Below are 16,609 nucleotides of genomic sequence, written 5' to 3'. Positions count from 1 at the left end.
TGGTTACGGACTGTTCGCGGCGTAGGAACGGGTCAGACCATCCTGGCCACGAGCCCGAGCAATGCGGCTGCCGCTCAGGGGATCAGTTGTCGTCGCCCTTCTTCTTGTCGCGGTTCATGGCCAGGTCGAGGGCGAGGACGCTGCCGATGATGAGCAGCGGGTCGACGCCGGCGGTGACCTGCACGGCGTAGGTGTCCCGGATCGTCAGCCACCGCTTGGAGACCGAGGCCACCTCGGTGCCGCCGCGTTCGATCACGTACTCGTGGTCGAGCAGGTCACCCTTCATCTCCAGGTCGTCGGGCCCTGGCACGTCGATGGTGAACTTGTCGCGGAACGGCGTGAGCATCTTCTTGCGGACCTCTGCGGCCTTCTCGCCGCCGATCCGGATCTCGTACGTGGGACGCAGCGCCACCAGGTGCCGGTGCAGCGTGGCGACCTCGTGGCCGGACGCGTCCTCGATGACGACCTTGTTGCGGACGCTGAACACCTTGCCGTCGACATGGAAGACCTTGGCCCCGTGCTCGTCGAGCACGTCGAAGTCGTCGCCGATCGAGAAGAACCGCTCCTTGATGACAAACATGAACCGATTCTCCCCCACCGCACACCGAAGTGCCGGCCGAGCACGGCCGGCCCTTACCGCCGCTCTCATCGGTCCGGTCAGGTGCGCCGGGCGATGAGGCGGGTAGAGCCGAGGGGATGGGCCGGTGACCAGCATCGGATTAGACCGCCATGCCGCTGCGGGTCCAATCTGGCAAGCTGTCCCAGTGATGGTCGGTGATCTATTGGACGACAGGTATCAGGTCGAGAGCCCTCTCGGAACTGGTGGCATGTCGGCCGTTTGGCGGGCGTGGGACCGGGTCCTCGAACGCGCGGTGGCCGTCAAGGTCCTGGCCGGCGCGCAAGCTACCGCCCGGGGCGCACAACAACGCATCCATGCAGAGGCCCGGGCCGCAGCCGGCCTCTGGCACCCGCACGTGACGAGTGTGTACGACTATGGCGAGCACACCGATGCCGCAGGCCGCCAGGTCTCGTATGTGGTGATGGAACTGCTGCCCGGCCAGACCCTGTCCCAGCGACTTGCCGCCGGTCCACTGCCGCCGGCCGCCGCGATGCGGACGTGCGCGCAGGTCGCCGAGGCGCTCGCCGCCGCGCACGAACGTCAGCTGGTGCACCGGGACATCAAGCCGTCCAACGTGATGCTGACACCGGCCGGGGTGAAGGTGGTCGATTTCGGTATCGCCACCACTGTCGGTCGGCCGGAGCTGGAGGCGGACGGACAGCTGTTGGGCACCGCGGCATACCTCGCGCCCGAACGGCTCGCCGGTGGCAATGTCCTGCCTGCCTCCGACGTCTACGCGCTCGGACTGTTGCTGTACCGAACGCTGACCAATGAGCTGCCTTGGTCGGCGGAGACCCCCACGCAGATGTTGACCGCTCACGTGTACGTCGATCCGGCACCGCTGCCTGACATCGAGGGAGTGTCACCCGAGGTTCATCGCCTCCTCGACCGTTGCCTCGCCAGGGATCCCGCGGATCGGCCGGACGCCGCGGAGGTGGCCACGGCCCTGCACGGTCTGACCGATGACGCCGAACGGCGGGTGAAACAGGCGACGCAGCGACCACCCGTCTCGCCCGTGTCGGCCCCGACCGCCGCCGGTCGGCGTCGCCGCATCCCAAACGCCGTGTTGATACCCGTTCTCGTGGTGACGGCAGGGACCATTTCGCTCTTGCTCCCCCAGTTCGTACCTGTCGATGGCAGATCGGGCGGGGTCGCCACACGTGACGGTGCCACCCCGCCCGGCGCCGCCTTCGATGTGTCTGCCACTGAGGCACCCGCTCCCTGGCAGACGTCCGCGGAGCCCGCACCAGTCTCGCGACCAAGCCGCACGGTGACCGTTCCGGTTGGGCCGGCTGAACCGACCGCCAGAGCCGGTCCGACGGCCGGCCCTGGCCCTGCAACCCCACCCAGTGCCGAACAGCCGACGCGGCCGTCCAGTGCCGCGTCGGCGCCGACCTCCTCGAAGCCAGGTACACCCCTTCGGGCACTCGGTGGCGTGGTGACTGTGCTCTGCACCGGCGATCAGGCTCGCGTCGTAGACGTCGCTCCTGCCCCCGGCTACCGCCTCAAGGATTACAACGCCGGGCCCATCAAGGAGATCCAGGTGGTGCTGCTGTCCGCAGACAACAAGAGCGAGATCAAGGCGCGGTGTGACGACGGCACGCTGTTGCCGAAGATAAGGGAGAGCCGTCAGTGAGCGGATGACGCGCGCCCTGAGTGGTCACAAAGGTCCAGCGGTGGCGGGGTCTGCCAACCTAGCCAGCGGAGGCGTCGCGAATGGCGAGCGCGGCCTGAACGAGTGCCGCGTGGGTCAGTGTCTGGGGGTAGTTGCCGAGGTGAGCGCCGGTCGCCGGGTCCAACTCTTCGGCGTAGAGCCCGAGTGGGCTGGCGTGGTCGAGCATGGACTGGAACAGTTCGACCGCCTCGGTGCGGCGCCCGGTGCGGGCGAGGGCCTGCACCAGCCAGAACGAGCACGGCAGGAATGCGCCCTCAGTGCCGTGGAAGCCGTCACTTCCCGGCGGATAGCGGTAGAGCAGCGGACCGCCGGCGGAGAGCCGGTCCCGAATGGCGTTGATGGTGCCCTGTACCCGGGGCGACTCGACGCTGTCCATGTCCAGCAGCGGCAGGACGAGCAGAGCCGCGTCGAAGGCATCGGAGCCGTAGCTGCGGACGTAACTGCCCGCCGTCGGGTTGAAGCCGGATGTCCGTACCTCGTCGGCGATGGCATCTCGTGCTTCCTGCCAACGTCGACGTCGGCGGCCGGACAGGGGGTGGGTGTCGGCGATGCGCAGGGCTCGATCCAGGGCGAGCCACCCCATGAGCTTGGAATGCACGTGTTGGGCGGGTTCGCGTACCTCCCAGATGCCGGCGTCGGGCTCCTGCCAGTAACGGGCGACGATGTCGGCGAAGCCGCGCATCGCCCGCCATGTCTCGGTGTAGAGACGGTGCCCGGCCCGCACGAACGCCCAGGCGGCGTCGATCACCCAGCCGTAGCCGTCGAGTTGGTGTTGCCCGGCGGCGCCGTTGCCGACCCGTACCGGGACGCTGCCGAGATAGCCCGGCCAGCCGGGCAGGTCACGTTCGGCGGGCACCCGGCGGCCGTGAAGGGTGAGCAGCGCCGGTAGGCGTGGCCGCTGTAGCCGGCTGGCGTGCAGCAGCCAGGCGAGGAAACCCTGTGCCTCCTCGGGCTTGCCGACGCTGAGGAAGGCGCTGACGCCGATGCTGGCGTCGCGGGGCCAGACATAGCGGTAGTCCCAGTTCCGTACCCCACCGGGATCCTCCGGCAGAGACGTGGTGGGTGCGGCCACCGGGGCTCGTGAGGGCGAGTAGGTCAGTAGCCGCAGGGTCAGCAGGCTTCGAACGACGTGTTCCCGGAAAGGCAGTGACAGGTCGATCTCCGCAGTCCAGTCCCGCCAGCGGTCCTCGTCCTCGGTCAGGAGGTCCCAGGCCGCTGCCGGGTCGACGTGGATCAGCGGTTCCCGGTGCGCCACGGCAAGCACGAGGGTGACCGGACGGCCCGGGCTGACCGTGATCGAGGTGGGGCGGCCTGGCTCGATGGAGAGCCGCGGCGCGCTGCCCAGGGAGACCGCCAGCGACCCCCACTGACACACCAGCGCCTGGCGGCGGTGCTGGACCCGTGGCCGGCGGTGCCGCACACCGAAGCGGGGGTCGAACTCGACGACGGCGTCGACCGCCGAATCATCGGTCGACAGGCGCCGCACGATCAGTGTCGTGGGCAGCAGGCGACCGCTGACCTCGGCCACCATCCCCTCGGTGAGGGTGAGCCGTCCGCCGCGTACCTCCCACGTCGTCTCCAGGGTGGCGGTGTGCCGCCGGTAGCGCCGTTCGACGACCGTGGCCGGTCGGGCCGGGCCGAGCCGGAACGTCCCCGCATCGGGGCCACCGACCAGCCGGCCGAACAGGGGCTCGCCGTCGAAGCGGGGTACGCAGAGCCAGTCGATCCCGCCGTCACCGTCGACGAGAGCCGCGGTGCGGGTGTCACTCAGCAGCCCGTAGTCGCTGATCGGCGCCGGGGGCCGGGGACGCGTCCTGTCGTATCCACCGGTCATGGTGATCGCTTCCTGACGAGTGGCGGGACGCGGGTCAGTGGGCCCGAAGGAGCAGCCCGAGGACCACCCCGTAGAAGACGTGCACGACAGCCACGACCGCTGGAGTCTGGATGCCGTAGTTGACGCCGAACAGGCCGGGCGGCTCCAGCACGGCCGTGCTGGCCGGACCTGCCCGTTGGGAGGCCATGCGCGGGTGGACCCCCGGAAGCAGCGGCAGGAGGACCGTCAGCGCGATTCCGACGTGGACGGTCCCGAGCAGGGCACCGATCCACCAGGTGGCGCGGTGCAGCAGGGCGAACGTGGCCGCGTAGCCGAGAGCGAAGCCCTGACCGGCGCAGAGGTGGATGAAAAACCCGACGACTCGGGCCCGGTCGGGGTCCTCGGTGACGAATGTCCCGAGTACCAGGGGAAAGTCGAGGCGGGTGAGGCCGGCCAGTTGAGCGGTGATCAGCGCTGCGGTCAGCACCGCGGTGGCGACCAACCCGAACAACGCCCATCCGGCCCAGTCCATCTCAGCCGTGCTGGACGTCGCGCGCGGCGGCGGTGCCGGTCGGCACGCGGCACCGCGACGTTTTCTCGGTCATCGGTCCGCCCTTCGGTGGACAACGTGAAGGTCTGTGGTCCGGATCCGGACGTCGCACGGCCCTGGACGCGCCAGCTTTTCACCATAAGCCACCGAACTGTCCGGTCGGGGGGAATGCCCGGATGACACCTCACCGGGTCGTCGGTGAGGTCGCCTGCGCCTCGTCGCCGGCCAGCAAGGGACGTCGAGATCGCCAGCCGCACGAACACTCACATCGTTGTCGGCGATGGCGGCGCTGTAGCCGGCATCACCGCTCACTGCCTGCCAGCTGGTGCTGCCAGGGAAGTGGGCGCAGCAAAAGAAGTAGCCTGGTCAGCCGGAGCGACCACCCGGCGCGCCTGAGGGGTACCAGCAGTACGCGCCCGACAGAGACTCGCAGCGCCGCCACGGCTGTGGTGAGCTGCGGGTAGGTCAGCATCACGTCACCGGAGGACATCATCTTCACCGTCAACGCCATCGCCGCGCCTTCTGCCACCGAACCGCTCGTGCGTACCACGATCGAACGGCGGGACCTGGGCCCGCACGATGTTCTCATCGAAATCCGCTACGCCGGCATCTGCCACTCCGACATCCACACCGTGCGCGGCGACTGGGGCAGCGTTCCCTACCCGCTCACCGTCGGCCACGAAATCGTCGGCCGCATCACCGAGGTCGGCGCCGACGTCACCCGGCACGCGGTCGGCGACCGTGCTGGTGTGGGCTGCATGGTCAACTCGTGTCGCGAGTGCGAGAACTGCCGCACCGGAAACGAGCAGTATTGCCTCAAGGGCAACACCCAGACGTACGCGAGCGTCGACCGGGACGGCACCGTGACCCAGGGCGGGTACTCAACCCATGTCGTCGTGAACGAGGACTTCGTGCTGCGGGTGCCGGAAAGCATCCCGTACGAGGCGGCTGCGCCGATGCTGTGCGCGGGCATCACCACGTACTCTCCGTTGGCGCACTGGAACGCCGGTCCCGGCAAGAAGGTCGCCGTGGTGGGCCTGGGTGGTCTGGGCCACATGGCCGTCAAGATCGCCGCAGCGATGGGCGCCGAGGTGACCGTGCTGTCACAGACGCTGGGCAAGAAGGACGACGGCCTGCGCTTCGGAGCCGAGCACTACTACGCCACCAAGGACCCGGCGACGTTCGAGTCGCTCAAGAACAGCTTCGACCTGATCATCAACACGGTCAGCGCGCCCATCGACATGGCCAGCTACCTCGGTCTACTGCGTCTGGACGGCACGCTTGTCAGCGTGGGTGCCCCGGCGGAGCCGCTACCGGTGCCCGTCTTCGCGTTGTTCGGCAATCGACGCTCGTTCGCCGGCTCCAGCATCGGCAGCATCGCCGAGACGCAGGAGATGCTGGACTTCTGCGCCGAGCGCGGCATCGCTCCCGAAGTCGAGGTCATCGGCGCCGAGGCAGTCAACGACGCGTACGAGCGGGTGCTCGCCTCGGACGTGCGGTACCGGTTCGTCATCGACATCGACACCCTGCGCTGATCTTCTCCCGGTTGCCAGGGCCCGCCGAACGGCGGGCCCTGGCAACCAGTCGGGCCGGGGCGACCGGTGACCGGCGGTGATTCACCTGCAGAACAACGCCTGAACCGGGTTCATCCCACTCCTCGACTACGACCCAGAGTTCACAGCAGGTCGGCGACGGTCATCGCGAGTGTCGTGGACGTGGCCGGTGCGGGCGATGCGGGCTATCAGCCGTTGTCGATCAGGCTGGCGATCTCGTTGTAGATCAGGTGCGCCTTCGCGCCCTGGTTCGACGGACAACCGCCGAGGTGGTGCAGGGCGATCACACGGTGACTGGCGTTCAGCACGGGTGAACCCGAGTTGCCGCCGGAGGTGTCACAGCTGTAACTGATGTTCCAGGTGTTGTAGTTCGCGTTCCGGACGGCGCAGGTCGCGCCGTTCTGGGTGTCCTCGAAGATCGACAGCCGCTTCGCAGTGCCGTCGCCGTGGCCGGGGACATAGATCCGGGTGCCGTTGCTGGTGGCGGTAGTTGCCAGGTACAGCGTGCCGAAACCCTGGATGGCGGCGAAGTTGTTGACCGAGAACAGGGCGTAGTCCAGCTGGCTGGAGCCGCCGCTGCTCACCCGGTAGAGGGTGGCACCGCTGACCTTGGTGCCGGCGCCGGGATTCGCGCCGCCGCACGTGGCGCACTGGTAGTTGAACTGCATCTCGCTGCCGCTCACGGCGGACTGCGTCGAGAAGCAGTGCTTGTTCGTCAGCATCCGGTTGGTGTTGCCGACCCGCCAGGTGGTGCACAGTCCACCGCCGCTGATCAGCAGCCGCGCCACCGCCCTGCCGCGGGCGTACTCGGTGGGGTGGCTGTTCTGGTAGCAGACCACGTCCCGGCGGGCGTCGGTGCTGCACACGGACTGGGTGGAGAAGTTGTGCGCGGCGATTTCCGTGCGGTCGTATCCGCGCCAGAACCGGTCGATGGTGGCGGCGCTACCACGTGCGGGGCGGCTGCTGTGCAGTGTCACCACGGCGGTGTCGCCCTCCACCGACATCGCCCAGAAACCCGGCTGTCCGTCGGTGGTGTAGTCCGAACCGGTCGCCCGGTTCAGGTGGCGGTCGTACCGGTAGCTCTCCTTGCCGTCGCGGCTCGACACGGTGACGTAGTCGCCTTCGGCCAGTCGCAGTGAGCTGAAGTGCACCTTGACGTAGGTGGCGCCGGGATGCTGAATGATCTGTGTTCCGCCGTTGGGGGCGTAGGACAGGGAGCTGTCGAGGGTGCGGAGTTCACCGATCGTGGTCACACCCTCTGCCGAGAACTGGTTCGCTTCCGGTGCCCGTTCGGACTGTGGCGCGAGAGGGGCAACCGAGTACGCCTCGGCGGCGGGTACCGACAGTAGGCTCAGCCCGAGTGTGCAGGCAGCGAGCGCAACCGCCCCCGTTCGTAGGCGGCGCAGGGCATGTTTCATCTGTCGCTCCTTCTCAGGAATCAGCACCGAGACGTGCCTTCGGTCTTCATACCTGAGATCACGCAAGACATGTAATCCCATCTATGTCATAGCTGCCGACAACGTCGACGCCCGCAGCCGCATCGGTCGACCGGGGAGCACGCCCACGATCGCCGCGCCGTGTCAGCGGCAGATCCGGGCGCCTGATCTTGGCGAGACATCTGGCAGGCAGGAAGGCACCGCCGACGGCTCGGCTGGGTAGCGTCAGGCCTCTGGGTCATCAGCCGATCGGCCGGCCGAAGGCGATGATCGGCTATTTCCATGTGCGACAGGCACCCTGTGATGCCTAGGAAGGAGGCATGACCAACGAGCGGACCGTTCCCCTGCTGCCGTGCGCATCCATCGACGACATCGAAACCTTCTACGGAGTTCTCGGTTTCCGCACCACCTACAAGCAACGCAAGCCCAACGCGTGTGTGGGGGTGCAGCGCGAAGACCTGCACCTGCAGTTCTTCGAAATCGCCGGATTTGACCCCGAGCAGTCCTATGGCTCCTGTCTCGTACTCACCGCGGACATCGAGGGACTACATCGGGCATTCGCGACCGGCATGCGCGCCGCGTACGGCAAGGTGCTGGTGTCCGGAACGCCGCGGATGACCCGGCCCAGGGCGCGAAAGAACGCCGACAGGTTGGGCGGATTCACCGTCATCGACCCGGGCGGCAACTGGATCCGCGTCTTTCGGGACGCCGCCACCGCGCCCATGCCGGCCGCCACGCCTGTCGGGCGGCTGGCCAAAGCCCTGGCGAATGCTGTCGTGCAGGCCGATTCCAGGGGAAGCGTCGGACAGGCGGTTCGGATCCTCGACAGCGCGTTGGCCCGCCCGCAAGCCGACGACGACCCGGTCGAGCAGGTAGAGGTACTGGTCTACCGCGCCGAACTCGCGATGGTGTTGCACGATCCAAACACTGCGGCCGAGATGCTGGCCCGCGCCCAGTCCGTCACGCTCACGGAAGACGAATCCGAAAGGGCGGCACCCGCGTTCGACAACGCCGCCGAACTCGCAGCAGCACTACGGTGACTCACCGTACGAACGTATGTGTCGGGGTCAGACGCCCTGGCCGGTGCTTCGCCACGGACAGCAGGACCGGCCCGTCAGCCCTCGATGGGTGTCCGGAGGGCACCGACAGGCCAGAGGATCGTGGTCGGAACGCCGTGGTGCCGCGCCCAGTCGATGGTCCGGTCCGTCGACGCGGGGTGACGGCCAGGTTTGCCGTCCCACACCGCCACGAGTCGCTGCACCCGTCGGACCAGCTCCCGGTTGGCAAACACGTAGGCGGTGGTGTCCGAGCGATCGTAGCCGGTGTGGACGACCGCTGCCGCCCGGTCGAGCAGCTCGTCGAAGGCCGGCCGATTCTCCGGCCTGATCACCGCGACCCGGTAGTCGCGGGCCGGCAGGATCACCTCGTAGGTGCCGCCCAGATCGAGGATCGTGCGCGCGAAGACCTGGTCCGCGCCGGCCGCCAGGCAGGTCACGCCGTGCACGGGCCGGTCGCTGATCCGGCCCAACTCGACGCGGAGTGCGTCGGCGACGAGCAGCTCGGTCTCGCGGGTCAGGTTGATGTGCCCGGTCACGCCGACGCGGACCGGGCCCAGGTCAGGCGGCATCCCTCGGGCCTCTCCGCTGCGCGGGCACCGGGGGTGCCAGCCGGATCAGCTCGAACCCGCTGTCGGACAGCACGTCGGGCAGTGCCCGGATCCCCTCGCGATTCTGCTCCTGCACGTCGGACGGCAGCTCCTCCCACGGCCGCAGGGCGGGATGCCGCCGCTGGACGTCATCACGCGGGTCGCCGTACGTCCAGCCGTCCCCGCGCCGTTCCCGGCACCACCGGTCGTGCTCCAGGCGGGCGAGTTCCTCGATCCGGTCGTCGATGGCCTGCCCGGCGGCCGAGGCGTCACCCGTGCCACCGTGCCGGGGCGCCACGACGCAACCGAGATCCAACAGCTTGGCGGCGATGTCCTGCACGTGGGCCCGGTTGGCCCGCCGCAGCGACTCGGGTAGTCGTGACCAGTCCACCATTGCCGGGGCATCGCCGAGCCGTACCCCGGCGCGCTGCTGGGCCTGGACGTACCGCTCGTGGATCAGCCGGGCCAGCCGCTCGGTGAGGTCCTCGGCGATCAGCCGGGCGTCGCAGGCGTGGGTGAGCACCGGATAGAGGCGGAGCTTGCCGTGCACCTCGTCGAGCAGGTCGTGACGGGAGTCGCCGTGGAAGGCCGCGGCGAGCGCCGCCTGCCGGTAGACCGGCACGAACACGGCACTCTCGGCGCCCTGCCACAGGGCGGGCGTGTCCAGCACGAACTGCAGGCCGCTGGTCTCGTCCGGTGCGCAGACGTAGATGCGGTCGTAGCGGTCACGGCCGAGACCGACGACACCCTCGAGATCCAGGTCGTACGCGGTCAACTGGCAGACGGTGGCCAGGAACGGGTAACGCGACGACGCCAGAGCGATCTCGGTGCCGGCATCCGGTGCCACGACGTCCACCCGCAGGGGTGGCACGGCGTGACCCCCCGGGGTGTCGGCTCGCGATGCGCGCCAGTGCCGGGCGGTCTCCACCAAAAGAGCCCGGCGGAAAGTGCCGGTGCCCGCGATGAGGATCCTGGTTGGTTGGTCTCCCCCGCTGGGCAGCGGGTGGTGCCGGTGCAGTGCGCGTGCGGCGACGTCGTCGACGTGGAAGTAGTCCAGCCGCAGCCGGCTGGACCCGGCGGCACCGAGTCGTCGGGCCTGCAGGGACAGACACATCTCCGAGTCGTGAACCAGGATGTAGACCCGCGGTGGTTGTCGTCGGTCCTGGACGAGCCGGTTGGCGGTGTTGGCGATCGCGTGGTTGCGGTCGTCGTCCTCGCTGCAGGCGTAGATGGTGTGGGCTCGGGGAAGGCCGGCGCCGCGCAACACCTCGGGGCTGGTCGGGTCGCCGACCACGCCGAGGTACCGGCGCCACCGGTACTCCAGCGGCCCGAACGGTTCGGAGCGCACCACCACCACACGTTCACCGTCGGCGAAGAGCCGGTCAGCGAGCATATGGGCGAACTGGGAGTCGCCGCAGACCAGGACGTGACCACGTGCCCGCCGGGCGCGCAGGCGGCGACTCTCGGCGGCCAGCAGCAGCCGGCTGGCCTCGGCCACGGCGAGGAGCGTGAACAGCGGGGCGGCGAACCGGGCAACCTGCAGCTGCCACGGGTAGGGGCCGGCGTCCTGGAAGGGTTCGGCGCCGAAGACGAAGAGTTGCAGGTCGTAGTAGAGCACGTCGTACGGATCGTGGGCGACGTCCGGTCGGGCCTGGAGCAGGCGCTCGAAGCCGACATAGCCGAGGACGAGAGCGGCCAGCCCGATCACTCCGAAGAGGACTCGCAGACTCCAGCCGGCCGAGCGGGACGAGCCGGCGACCGGATCCGTCATGAGGTCATGGTATTTGACGAGGTCGATCGGATCGTCGCTCGACGCGCACGCGCAGGCACCTACGGCTCCGGGTCGATCACGGAAAGTCGTCGGGTCGGGTGTCGGGCAGCGTGGCCAGCAGTTGCCCGGCCAGCCGCCGCACCGCGCCGTCATCCTCCTGATGCGCGAACCGCACGAGCACCTCCCGGGTCCGGGTGTCCCTGTCGTAGTGACGGGTCAACGCGAGCAGCGCGGTCCGACGGATCTCCCAGTCATCGTCGTCAGCCAGCCGCAGCAGCAGGTCCCGTACCCCCGTGCGGCCGGCCAGGCTGGCGCCCAACTGCTCCACGGCCCGGCGGCGAACCTCCAGGGCCGGATCGTCGCGGACCAGCCCGACCAGCAGCACCTGAACCTCCGGGTCGGCGCCGAAGTGCTCGCCGAGCGCGGCGGCGATGCGGGCGCGGATCGCCGGGTCCTGGTCCGACAGGCGGCGCATGAGCCGCAGCGTCACCGCCATGGACGCCGAGCCCTGCTCGGTCAGACAGCGCACGGCCGCATCGAACACGGTCGGGTCGGTGTCGGACTCGACGCATTCCAGCAGCACGTCGGTCACCAGTTCCGGGCTCCCGTACGCGCAGAGGGTCTGTACGGCGGCCAACCGGATGCCGACGTAGCTGTCTCGGCGAGCCCGCCGGCACAGTGTCTCCATCAGGCCCGGGGCGTCGCCGTGACGGGCGAGCGCCTGGGCGGCGGCGCACAGCACGTTCGGGTCGGGGTCCCGACTGACCTGCTCGGCAAGGCACTCCCGCACCTCAAGGTCCGGTGGGTCGGCGAGACGGGCCAGGCTACGGGTGACCCGCAGCCTGACGATCGGGTCCCGCTCCTGGGAGGCGCGGCTGATGAGCAGATCCCGGGTCGCGTGGCCGAACAGCGGTCGCCCGGTGAGCAGGTCGACCGCGGCGAGCCGGACGCTCGCGGTCGGATCGCGTCGAGCGCTCTCCAACAGCAGTTCCCCGGTGCGGTGGTCGGGGTAGGCCTCGGCCAGCGCGCGCACCGCGGCGAGGCGTACCGTCGCGTCCTCGTCGACGTGAGCCGAGCGGGCCACCACGGTCCACCCGGTGTCGTCGGCGCGGTCCTGGTCGATCAGAGCGGTGACCGCGGCGGCCCGCACGGAGGACTCCTCGTCCTGCTCGATCTGGTCGATCAGCCGGGCCCGGCAGCGCCCCTCCGGGTCGGGTACGAGCGCCAACCGCTGCACAGCCACCGCGCGGACCCGCGCCGACGTGTCCGAGCAGGCCAGCTTCAGCAACAGCTCGGTGCTCTCCGGGCTGGGTCGCTCGGGCAGCAGCTGGGTCAGAATGCAGCGTCGGACCTCGTCCGGGGAATCGCCGGTGACCCGCTGCAACGCCGTGGTTCGTGCGGTCTCGGCGTACTCCGGCAGAACCAGCAGACCCTTCAGCACGCACTGCACCACACCGGGGTCGGTGTCGGTGGCCAGCAGTCGCTGCATCGTCTCGGGTGCGTCCGGCAGGTCGGCGCAACGCGCGGTGAGCACTCCGGCGGCGGCTCGCCGCACCGCGACGGCGGTGTCCCCGGTGGCCCTGGCCAATACCTGACGGACGTCGTCGGAGAGTTCGGGCCGGGTGCCGAGGGCCTGCACGGCCAGCGCCCGCACTGCGAGATCGGGAGAGTTGGCGAGGTTGCGAAGCAGGTCCACAAGGTCGAGGTCGGCGCCGAAGTGGGCGACCAGTGCGCGGACGGCGGCCTGCCGCACCGCGGTGGAGACCTCGGCCTGCGCCTGGGCGAGCAGGACGTCCCGGCATCGGCGACTGCTGCCGCCGGTGGCCTCGAGGCGGCCGGCGGCCTCGGCCAGCCCGGCGACCAGGGTGAGGTGGGCCTGCCGCTCGCGGCCCTGCCCCAGCTCCCGGACGAGCAGGTCCTCCATCTGCTCCTCGGCGGTGGACAGCACCGCCGCGATCCGGGTGGCGAAGGGAGAGCCGGATCGCCAACTGGTCCGGACCCCGCGGCGGCGGTACCAGTGCAGGAAGATCTCCCGGCCGGGCCAACTGGGGCCGAGCGCCCGGATCGAGGACAGCAGCTCCTGCTCGGTGAGATCCACCAGGTTCGGGTCGTCGGCGGAGATGCCATGCTCGATGAGACGCACGACCTGGCGCAGCACGGCGCCGCCCGCGCCGGCCAGTTCGGCGGGCTGCGGCGCCTCGGCCACGCACTGCGCCGCCAGCACCAGGTTCCACGGCGGGCCGGTCAGGTTCAGCGGCGGCCACGGTTGAGTGGCCTCGGTGGCGAGCAGGGTGACCAGTTCGTTGGCGATCTGGGCGGGCAGGGCGCTGGCGACCAGTCGAAGCACCTCCCGCCACGACGGATCGGCCCAGTGCTCGCGAAACAGCGAACGCAGACGATCGAGGCCCCAGGTCGGATCGTGCTCGCATCTGTCCACGATCTCTTCGGCACAGAAGAACTCCAGGAACGCGCGGTGCACGAACCCGAACAGTCGCAGTCCGTAACGTTCCAGGATGAAGCTGCGCTGCCGCAATTTGTCGATCATCGAGTAGGCCATGGCGAGCGCCCGCTCATTCTCAAAACCGTAGAACGCGACGAGGTGGTCCCGGAAGATGCGCGCCAGTTCGTCGGATTCAATGTAGTTTCCGGCGGGGCCGGACTCGCGGAACTGCATCCAATACGCCAGGTGACGCAGCAGCCGACGCTTCGCCTGCAGGTCCAGCGACGGCACGTCGCCGTGGCTCTCGCGCAGTTGCTTGGTCACATCCCACTCGGAGATCAGTACGTCGGTCACGTGCGCGTAGAGCCGGCGTCGGTTGCGGGGCAGCGGGTGACCCCGGCCGACGATCGCCATGAGCATCAGCAGCAGGGGGTTGCCGGCGATCTCGCGCATCGCTCGAGAACTGCCCACCACGTCAAGGATCTGCCGCCGCTGCCGCTCTGCCTCCGCAGCCGGCGTGGGCATCACATAGCGGTACCAGTTGCCGAGAAACCTCGCGATCTGCTCGTCGTCGAGATCCTCCAGCGTGAAGTGGTCGAAGCCTGCGTTGGCAAAGGTGTGCCGCTGGTAGCCGGCCGCCCGCGAAGTGACCACGGTCAGCACCCCCGGGTACTCGTTGGCGAACGTGGCGATCTGCGCGGCCACCTCTTCCCGCTGCGCCGGGTCGAACACCTCGTCCAGGCCGTCGAACAGGAACAGCGCCTGGCCGCCCTGGCGCAGGTACGCCTCCAGCACGTTCTGGTCGATACCGGCCAGCCCTTGCTGGTGGCGGTGGCCGACGTAGTCGAGCAAGCCGTCGCACCTGCCGTCCCCGTGATGGGTGGCGTAGGAGCGCAGCTCGATCAGGACGGGTAGGTACCGGTCCAGCGCACTCAGTCGAGGCTCGACGCAGACCTCGGCCAGCGTCAGCGCCAGGTACCGCGCGGCTGCGGACTTGCCGGAACCGGGGTCGCCGAGCAGCACGATCGTGCGCCGGCCCGGGTCGGACACCACGTCGAACAACGACAACTCGTCCTTGGCCGCGTACTCCTCCCAGAGCCGCTCCACCTCCTCCGGGTTGACCACCCCGGGCAGCCCGCCGACGTCGTCGCCCGGCGTGGACCCGGCCCAACGCCACCACGCCAGCGGCATCTCCGGTCGCGCGTCCTCGTGGACGCGGGGCTCCACGAACACCTTGGGCAGCCCGACGGTGAGGTAGCCGATGGTGGGGCGCGGTGAGACCGCGTCCACCGAGACGGCCTGGTATCTCAGCGACAACTGCTTGTAGTACTGGTTGCGAACGGCCGTCGGCAGGTGGGTGTCCGGGTCGGCGGGCTCGCGCGCCGGGGACCTGCCACTGCGTACGTCGGCCAGTGCGGCGGTCACCTTGGCGGTGAGGTCGTCCACGCCGGAGAAGAAGGCGCAGAGGTGGCGCTCCTTGAGCTCACGACGCAACGCGACGATCTGCTGCCAGTCGGCATCCCGGTCGATCATGTCGACCGGCCAGGGCGTGTCCTCCGCGAGCAGGAAGACCAGGCAGGGCTTTCCCGCCGCGAGCGCCTCCCGGTATTCCAACTCGGTGATGGAGGACTCCTGGCCGGGCGGCCGGAACCCGTAACGCCAGGCGAAAAGCCCCACGTAGAGGTCGCACCGGCGCACGTCGGCGAGGCAGCGTTCCAGCGGCGGCCGGATGTCGGCGCCGTACGCCTCCATGGCCACGTCGTCGATCTCCAGACGGCGAGCCACGGCGTGCACGGCAGCGCGGTATTCCAGCAGGTCCTTTTGTGTGGCCGAAATGTAGACCTTCATGAACGGCAAACTCCAGGGGGTGGCTGGCGACCGCACCATTGAAAATATCAGCAGTTGTCACGTCCGTCCGACCCGCGAACACTCCGAACGCCGGCCGTGCATGGGATTCCCGCCGACCCCGGGCTTATGATGGCCATCAACAGATACGGATCCGGCGGTCGAATCTCGTACTCGTGGAGTTTCGGTTGTCCGACGCGGATCCGTGTCAGTGCCGGTCGCGAGGTGTGTACGTCAATCAGCATGAGCCGCATTCCGCAGGATGAGCGCGGATCGGTGGCAGCGTTGCGGAGGAAGCCATGCTCACGGTCGGTGAGGTGCACACCAGCCTTCTGCAGCACAGCACGGCGCTGGCCCAGGAGCAGAGCGCCGAAGTACTCAGCCTGATCGAGGGCGAGGCCGTGCTGACCTCTCGGCGTCCATCGCTGTACGCGGTGTCACCCGATGTCCGCACCGGTGTCGACTGCTGGCTCCCGAGCGCCAGACAGCGCCAGTTACGTGGGGTGGGGGCCGTCGTCACCCGGGCCATCATCACCGGCGGCCGGATCGTGCAGGCCTCCTCGGTCATCCACGTCGTCGCCGGCGAGCGCCGCCAGCCGTGGTCGCACTATCTGGCCAACCCCGGCGTCCTGGAGACGGTCGGCAAGCTCGACGTCGCCGACCTGGGCGCGGGCTTCCTGCACGGCAACAACGCCGACGTGCTGAACCTGGAGGCGATCACCGGCAGGGTGCTCGACGGCGTGCAGATGTCCGACCTGCTGGACCGGCGCCCGCCACTGCGCACCGCCCGCACACGGCTGCGCTGGACCGCGCAGGCCGCCGAGCGTCCGAACCGGGACGTCTCGGCGGTGGTCACCGTGGACTCGCCCACCCTGCGTACGGTCGAACTCGTGCTCGACCCGCAGGACGTGCCGGCCGCCGTGGCCGGGCTCTGCGAAGATCTCGCGTTGCACGACTGGCTGCTGACCATGCTGTCCTCGCTGGTGGAGTCCGTGGTCACCCGATCGGCCTCCGGGCAGGAGCACGTCGAGCGGCTGCGGCCGGTGCTGGAGCACCTGCTGCACCTGTGGCTGCCCGGCGCGCGGGTGCACCCGCGGCTGCGGCCGATCTGGGACCAGTTGGAGCAGGTACCCGGGTTCAGCCGTCAGTGGAACTCGTCGGTCAACTGGATCCGGGATCAGATCAGCGTGAGCAACATGGCTCTGCTGCGCGACCTGGCCGGGCGGGTTGCCGTTGACGAGCCGTGCCGACGCTGAACACGC

11 protein-coding genes are annotated in these 16,609 nt (G+C 69.2%); 4 read left to right on the top strand and 7 right to left on the bottom strand.

Annotation, left to right across the window (positions count from 1 at the left end; genetic code table 11):
• Positions 1–82: 82 nt before the first annotated feature.
• Positions 83–580, bottom strand: a complete 498-nt coding sequence (locus DLJ58_RS12360; protein WP_124855935.1) for an LURP-one-related/scramblase family protein — start codon at positions 578–580, stop codon at positions 83–85.
• Between the two features lie 187 nt (positions 581–767).
• Here DLJ58_RS12360 and DLJ58_RS12355 point away from each other — a divergent pair, with 187 nt between their 5' ends.
• Complete coding sequence (locus tag DLJ58_RS12355) at positions 768–2,255, top strand: serine/threonine-protein kinase (RefSeq protein ID WP_244218910.1); 1,488 nt, start codon at positions 768–770, stop codon at positions 2,253–2,255.
• A gap of 58 nt (positions 2,256–2,313) precedes the next feature.
• Here the strand turns inward: DLJ58_RS12355 and DLJ58_RS12350 are convergent, their stop codons facing one another.
• Positions 2,314–4,128, bottom strand: a complete 1,815-nt coding sequence (locus DLJ58_RS12350) for a glycoside hydrolase family 15 protein (RefSeq protein WP_124855931.1) — start codon at positions 4,126–4,128, stop codon at positions 2,314–2,316.
• A gap of 34 nt (positions 4,129–4,162) precedes the next feature.
• Positions 4,163–4,639, bottom strand: coding sequence for a hypothetical protein (locus tag DLJ58_RS12345; RefSeq protein WP_124855929.1), 477 nt, complete (start codon positions 4,637–4,639; stop codon positions 4,163–4,165).
• Positions 4,640–5,148: 509 nt separating this feature from the next.
• On the opposite strand from DLJ58_RS12345, the gene DLJ58_RS12340 reads away from it, so the two are divergent.
• Positions 5,149–6,192 carry an NAD(P)-dependent alcohol dehydrogenase gene (locus tag DLJ58_RS12340; protein ID WP_124855927.1) on the top strand — a complete coding sequence of 348 codons (1,044 nt, stop codon included), beginning with the start codon at positions 5,149–5,151 and terminating at the stop codon, positions 6,190–6,192.
• Between the two features lie 206 nt (positions 6,193–6,398).
• Here DLJ58_RS12340 and DLJ58_RS12335 read toward each other — a convergent pair whose 3' ends face one another.
• Positions 6,399–7,463, bottom strand: coding sequence for a trypsin-like serine peptidase (locus DLJ58_RS12335; protein ID WP_244218906.1), 1,065 nt, complete (start codon positions 7,461–7,463; stop codon positions 6,399–6,401).
• A gap of 503 nt (positions 7,464–7,966) precedes the next feature.
• Here DLJ58_RS12335 and DLJ58_RS12330 point away from each other — a divergent pair.
• Positions 7,967–8,686: a VOC family protein gene (locus tag DLJ58_RS12330; protein WP_124855924.1), complete on the top strand. Its 720-nt coding sequence runs from the start codon at positions 7,967–7,969 to the stop codon at positions 8,684–8,686.
• A 74-nt stretch (positions 8,687–8,760) separates the two neighbouring features.
• On the opposite strand, the gene DLJ58_RS12325 is transcribed toward DLJ58_RS12330, so the two are convergent.
• The 3 genes from DLJ58_RS12325 to DLJ58_RS12315 all read right to left on the bottom strand — a co-directional run bounded on the left by DLJ58_RS12325 (position 8,761) and on the right by DLJ58_RS12315 (position 15,350).
• On the bottom strand, positions 8,761–9,273 hold the full coding sequence (locus tag DLJ58_RS12325) for a hypothetical protein (RefSeq protein ID WP_124855922.1): 513 nt from the start codon (positions 9,271–9,273) through the stop codon (positions 8,761–8,763).
• Positions 9,263–11,062, bottom strand: coding sequence for a RyR domain-containing protein (locus tag DLJ58_RS12320; protein ID WP_124855920.1), 1,800 nt, complete (start codon positions 11,060–11,062; stop codon positions 9,263–9,265). The genes DLJ58_RS12325 and DLJ58_RS12320 overlap by 11 nt, the downstream gene beginning before the upstream one ends.
• Positions 11,063–11,138: 76 nt before the next feature.
• Positions 11,139–15,350, bottom strand: coding sequence for a HEAT repeat domain-containing protein (locus DLJ58_RS12315; RefSeq protein ID WP_158629575.1), 4,212 nt, complete (start codon positions 15,348–15,350; stop codon positions 11,139–11,141).
• A 296-nt stretch (positions 15,351–15,646) separates the two neighbouring features.
• Here DLJ58_RS12315 and DLJ58_RS12310 point away from each other — a divergent pair, with 296 nt between their 5' ends.
• On the top strand, positions 15,647–16,603 hold the full coding sequence (locus DLJ58_RS12310) for an SCO2521 family protein (RefSeq protein ID WP_124855916.1): 957 nt from the start codon (positions 15,647–15,649) through the stop codon (positions 16,601–16,603).
• The last annotated feature ends 6 nt before the right edge of the window (positions 16,604–16,609 follow it).

Origin of the sequence: Micromonospora arida (assembly GCF_003857035.1) — a bacterium.
Lineage (GTDB): Bacteria > Actinomycetota > Actinomycetes > Mycobacteriales > Micromonosporaceae > Micromonospora > Micromonospora arida.
This window is presented reverse-complemented; position numbering and strand designations above follow the sequence as displayed.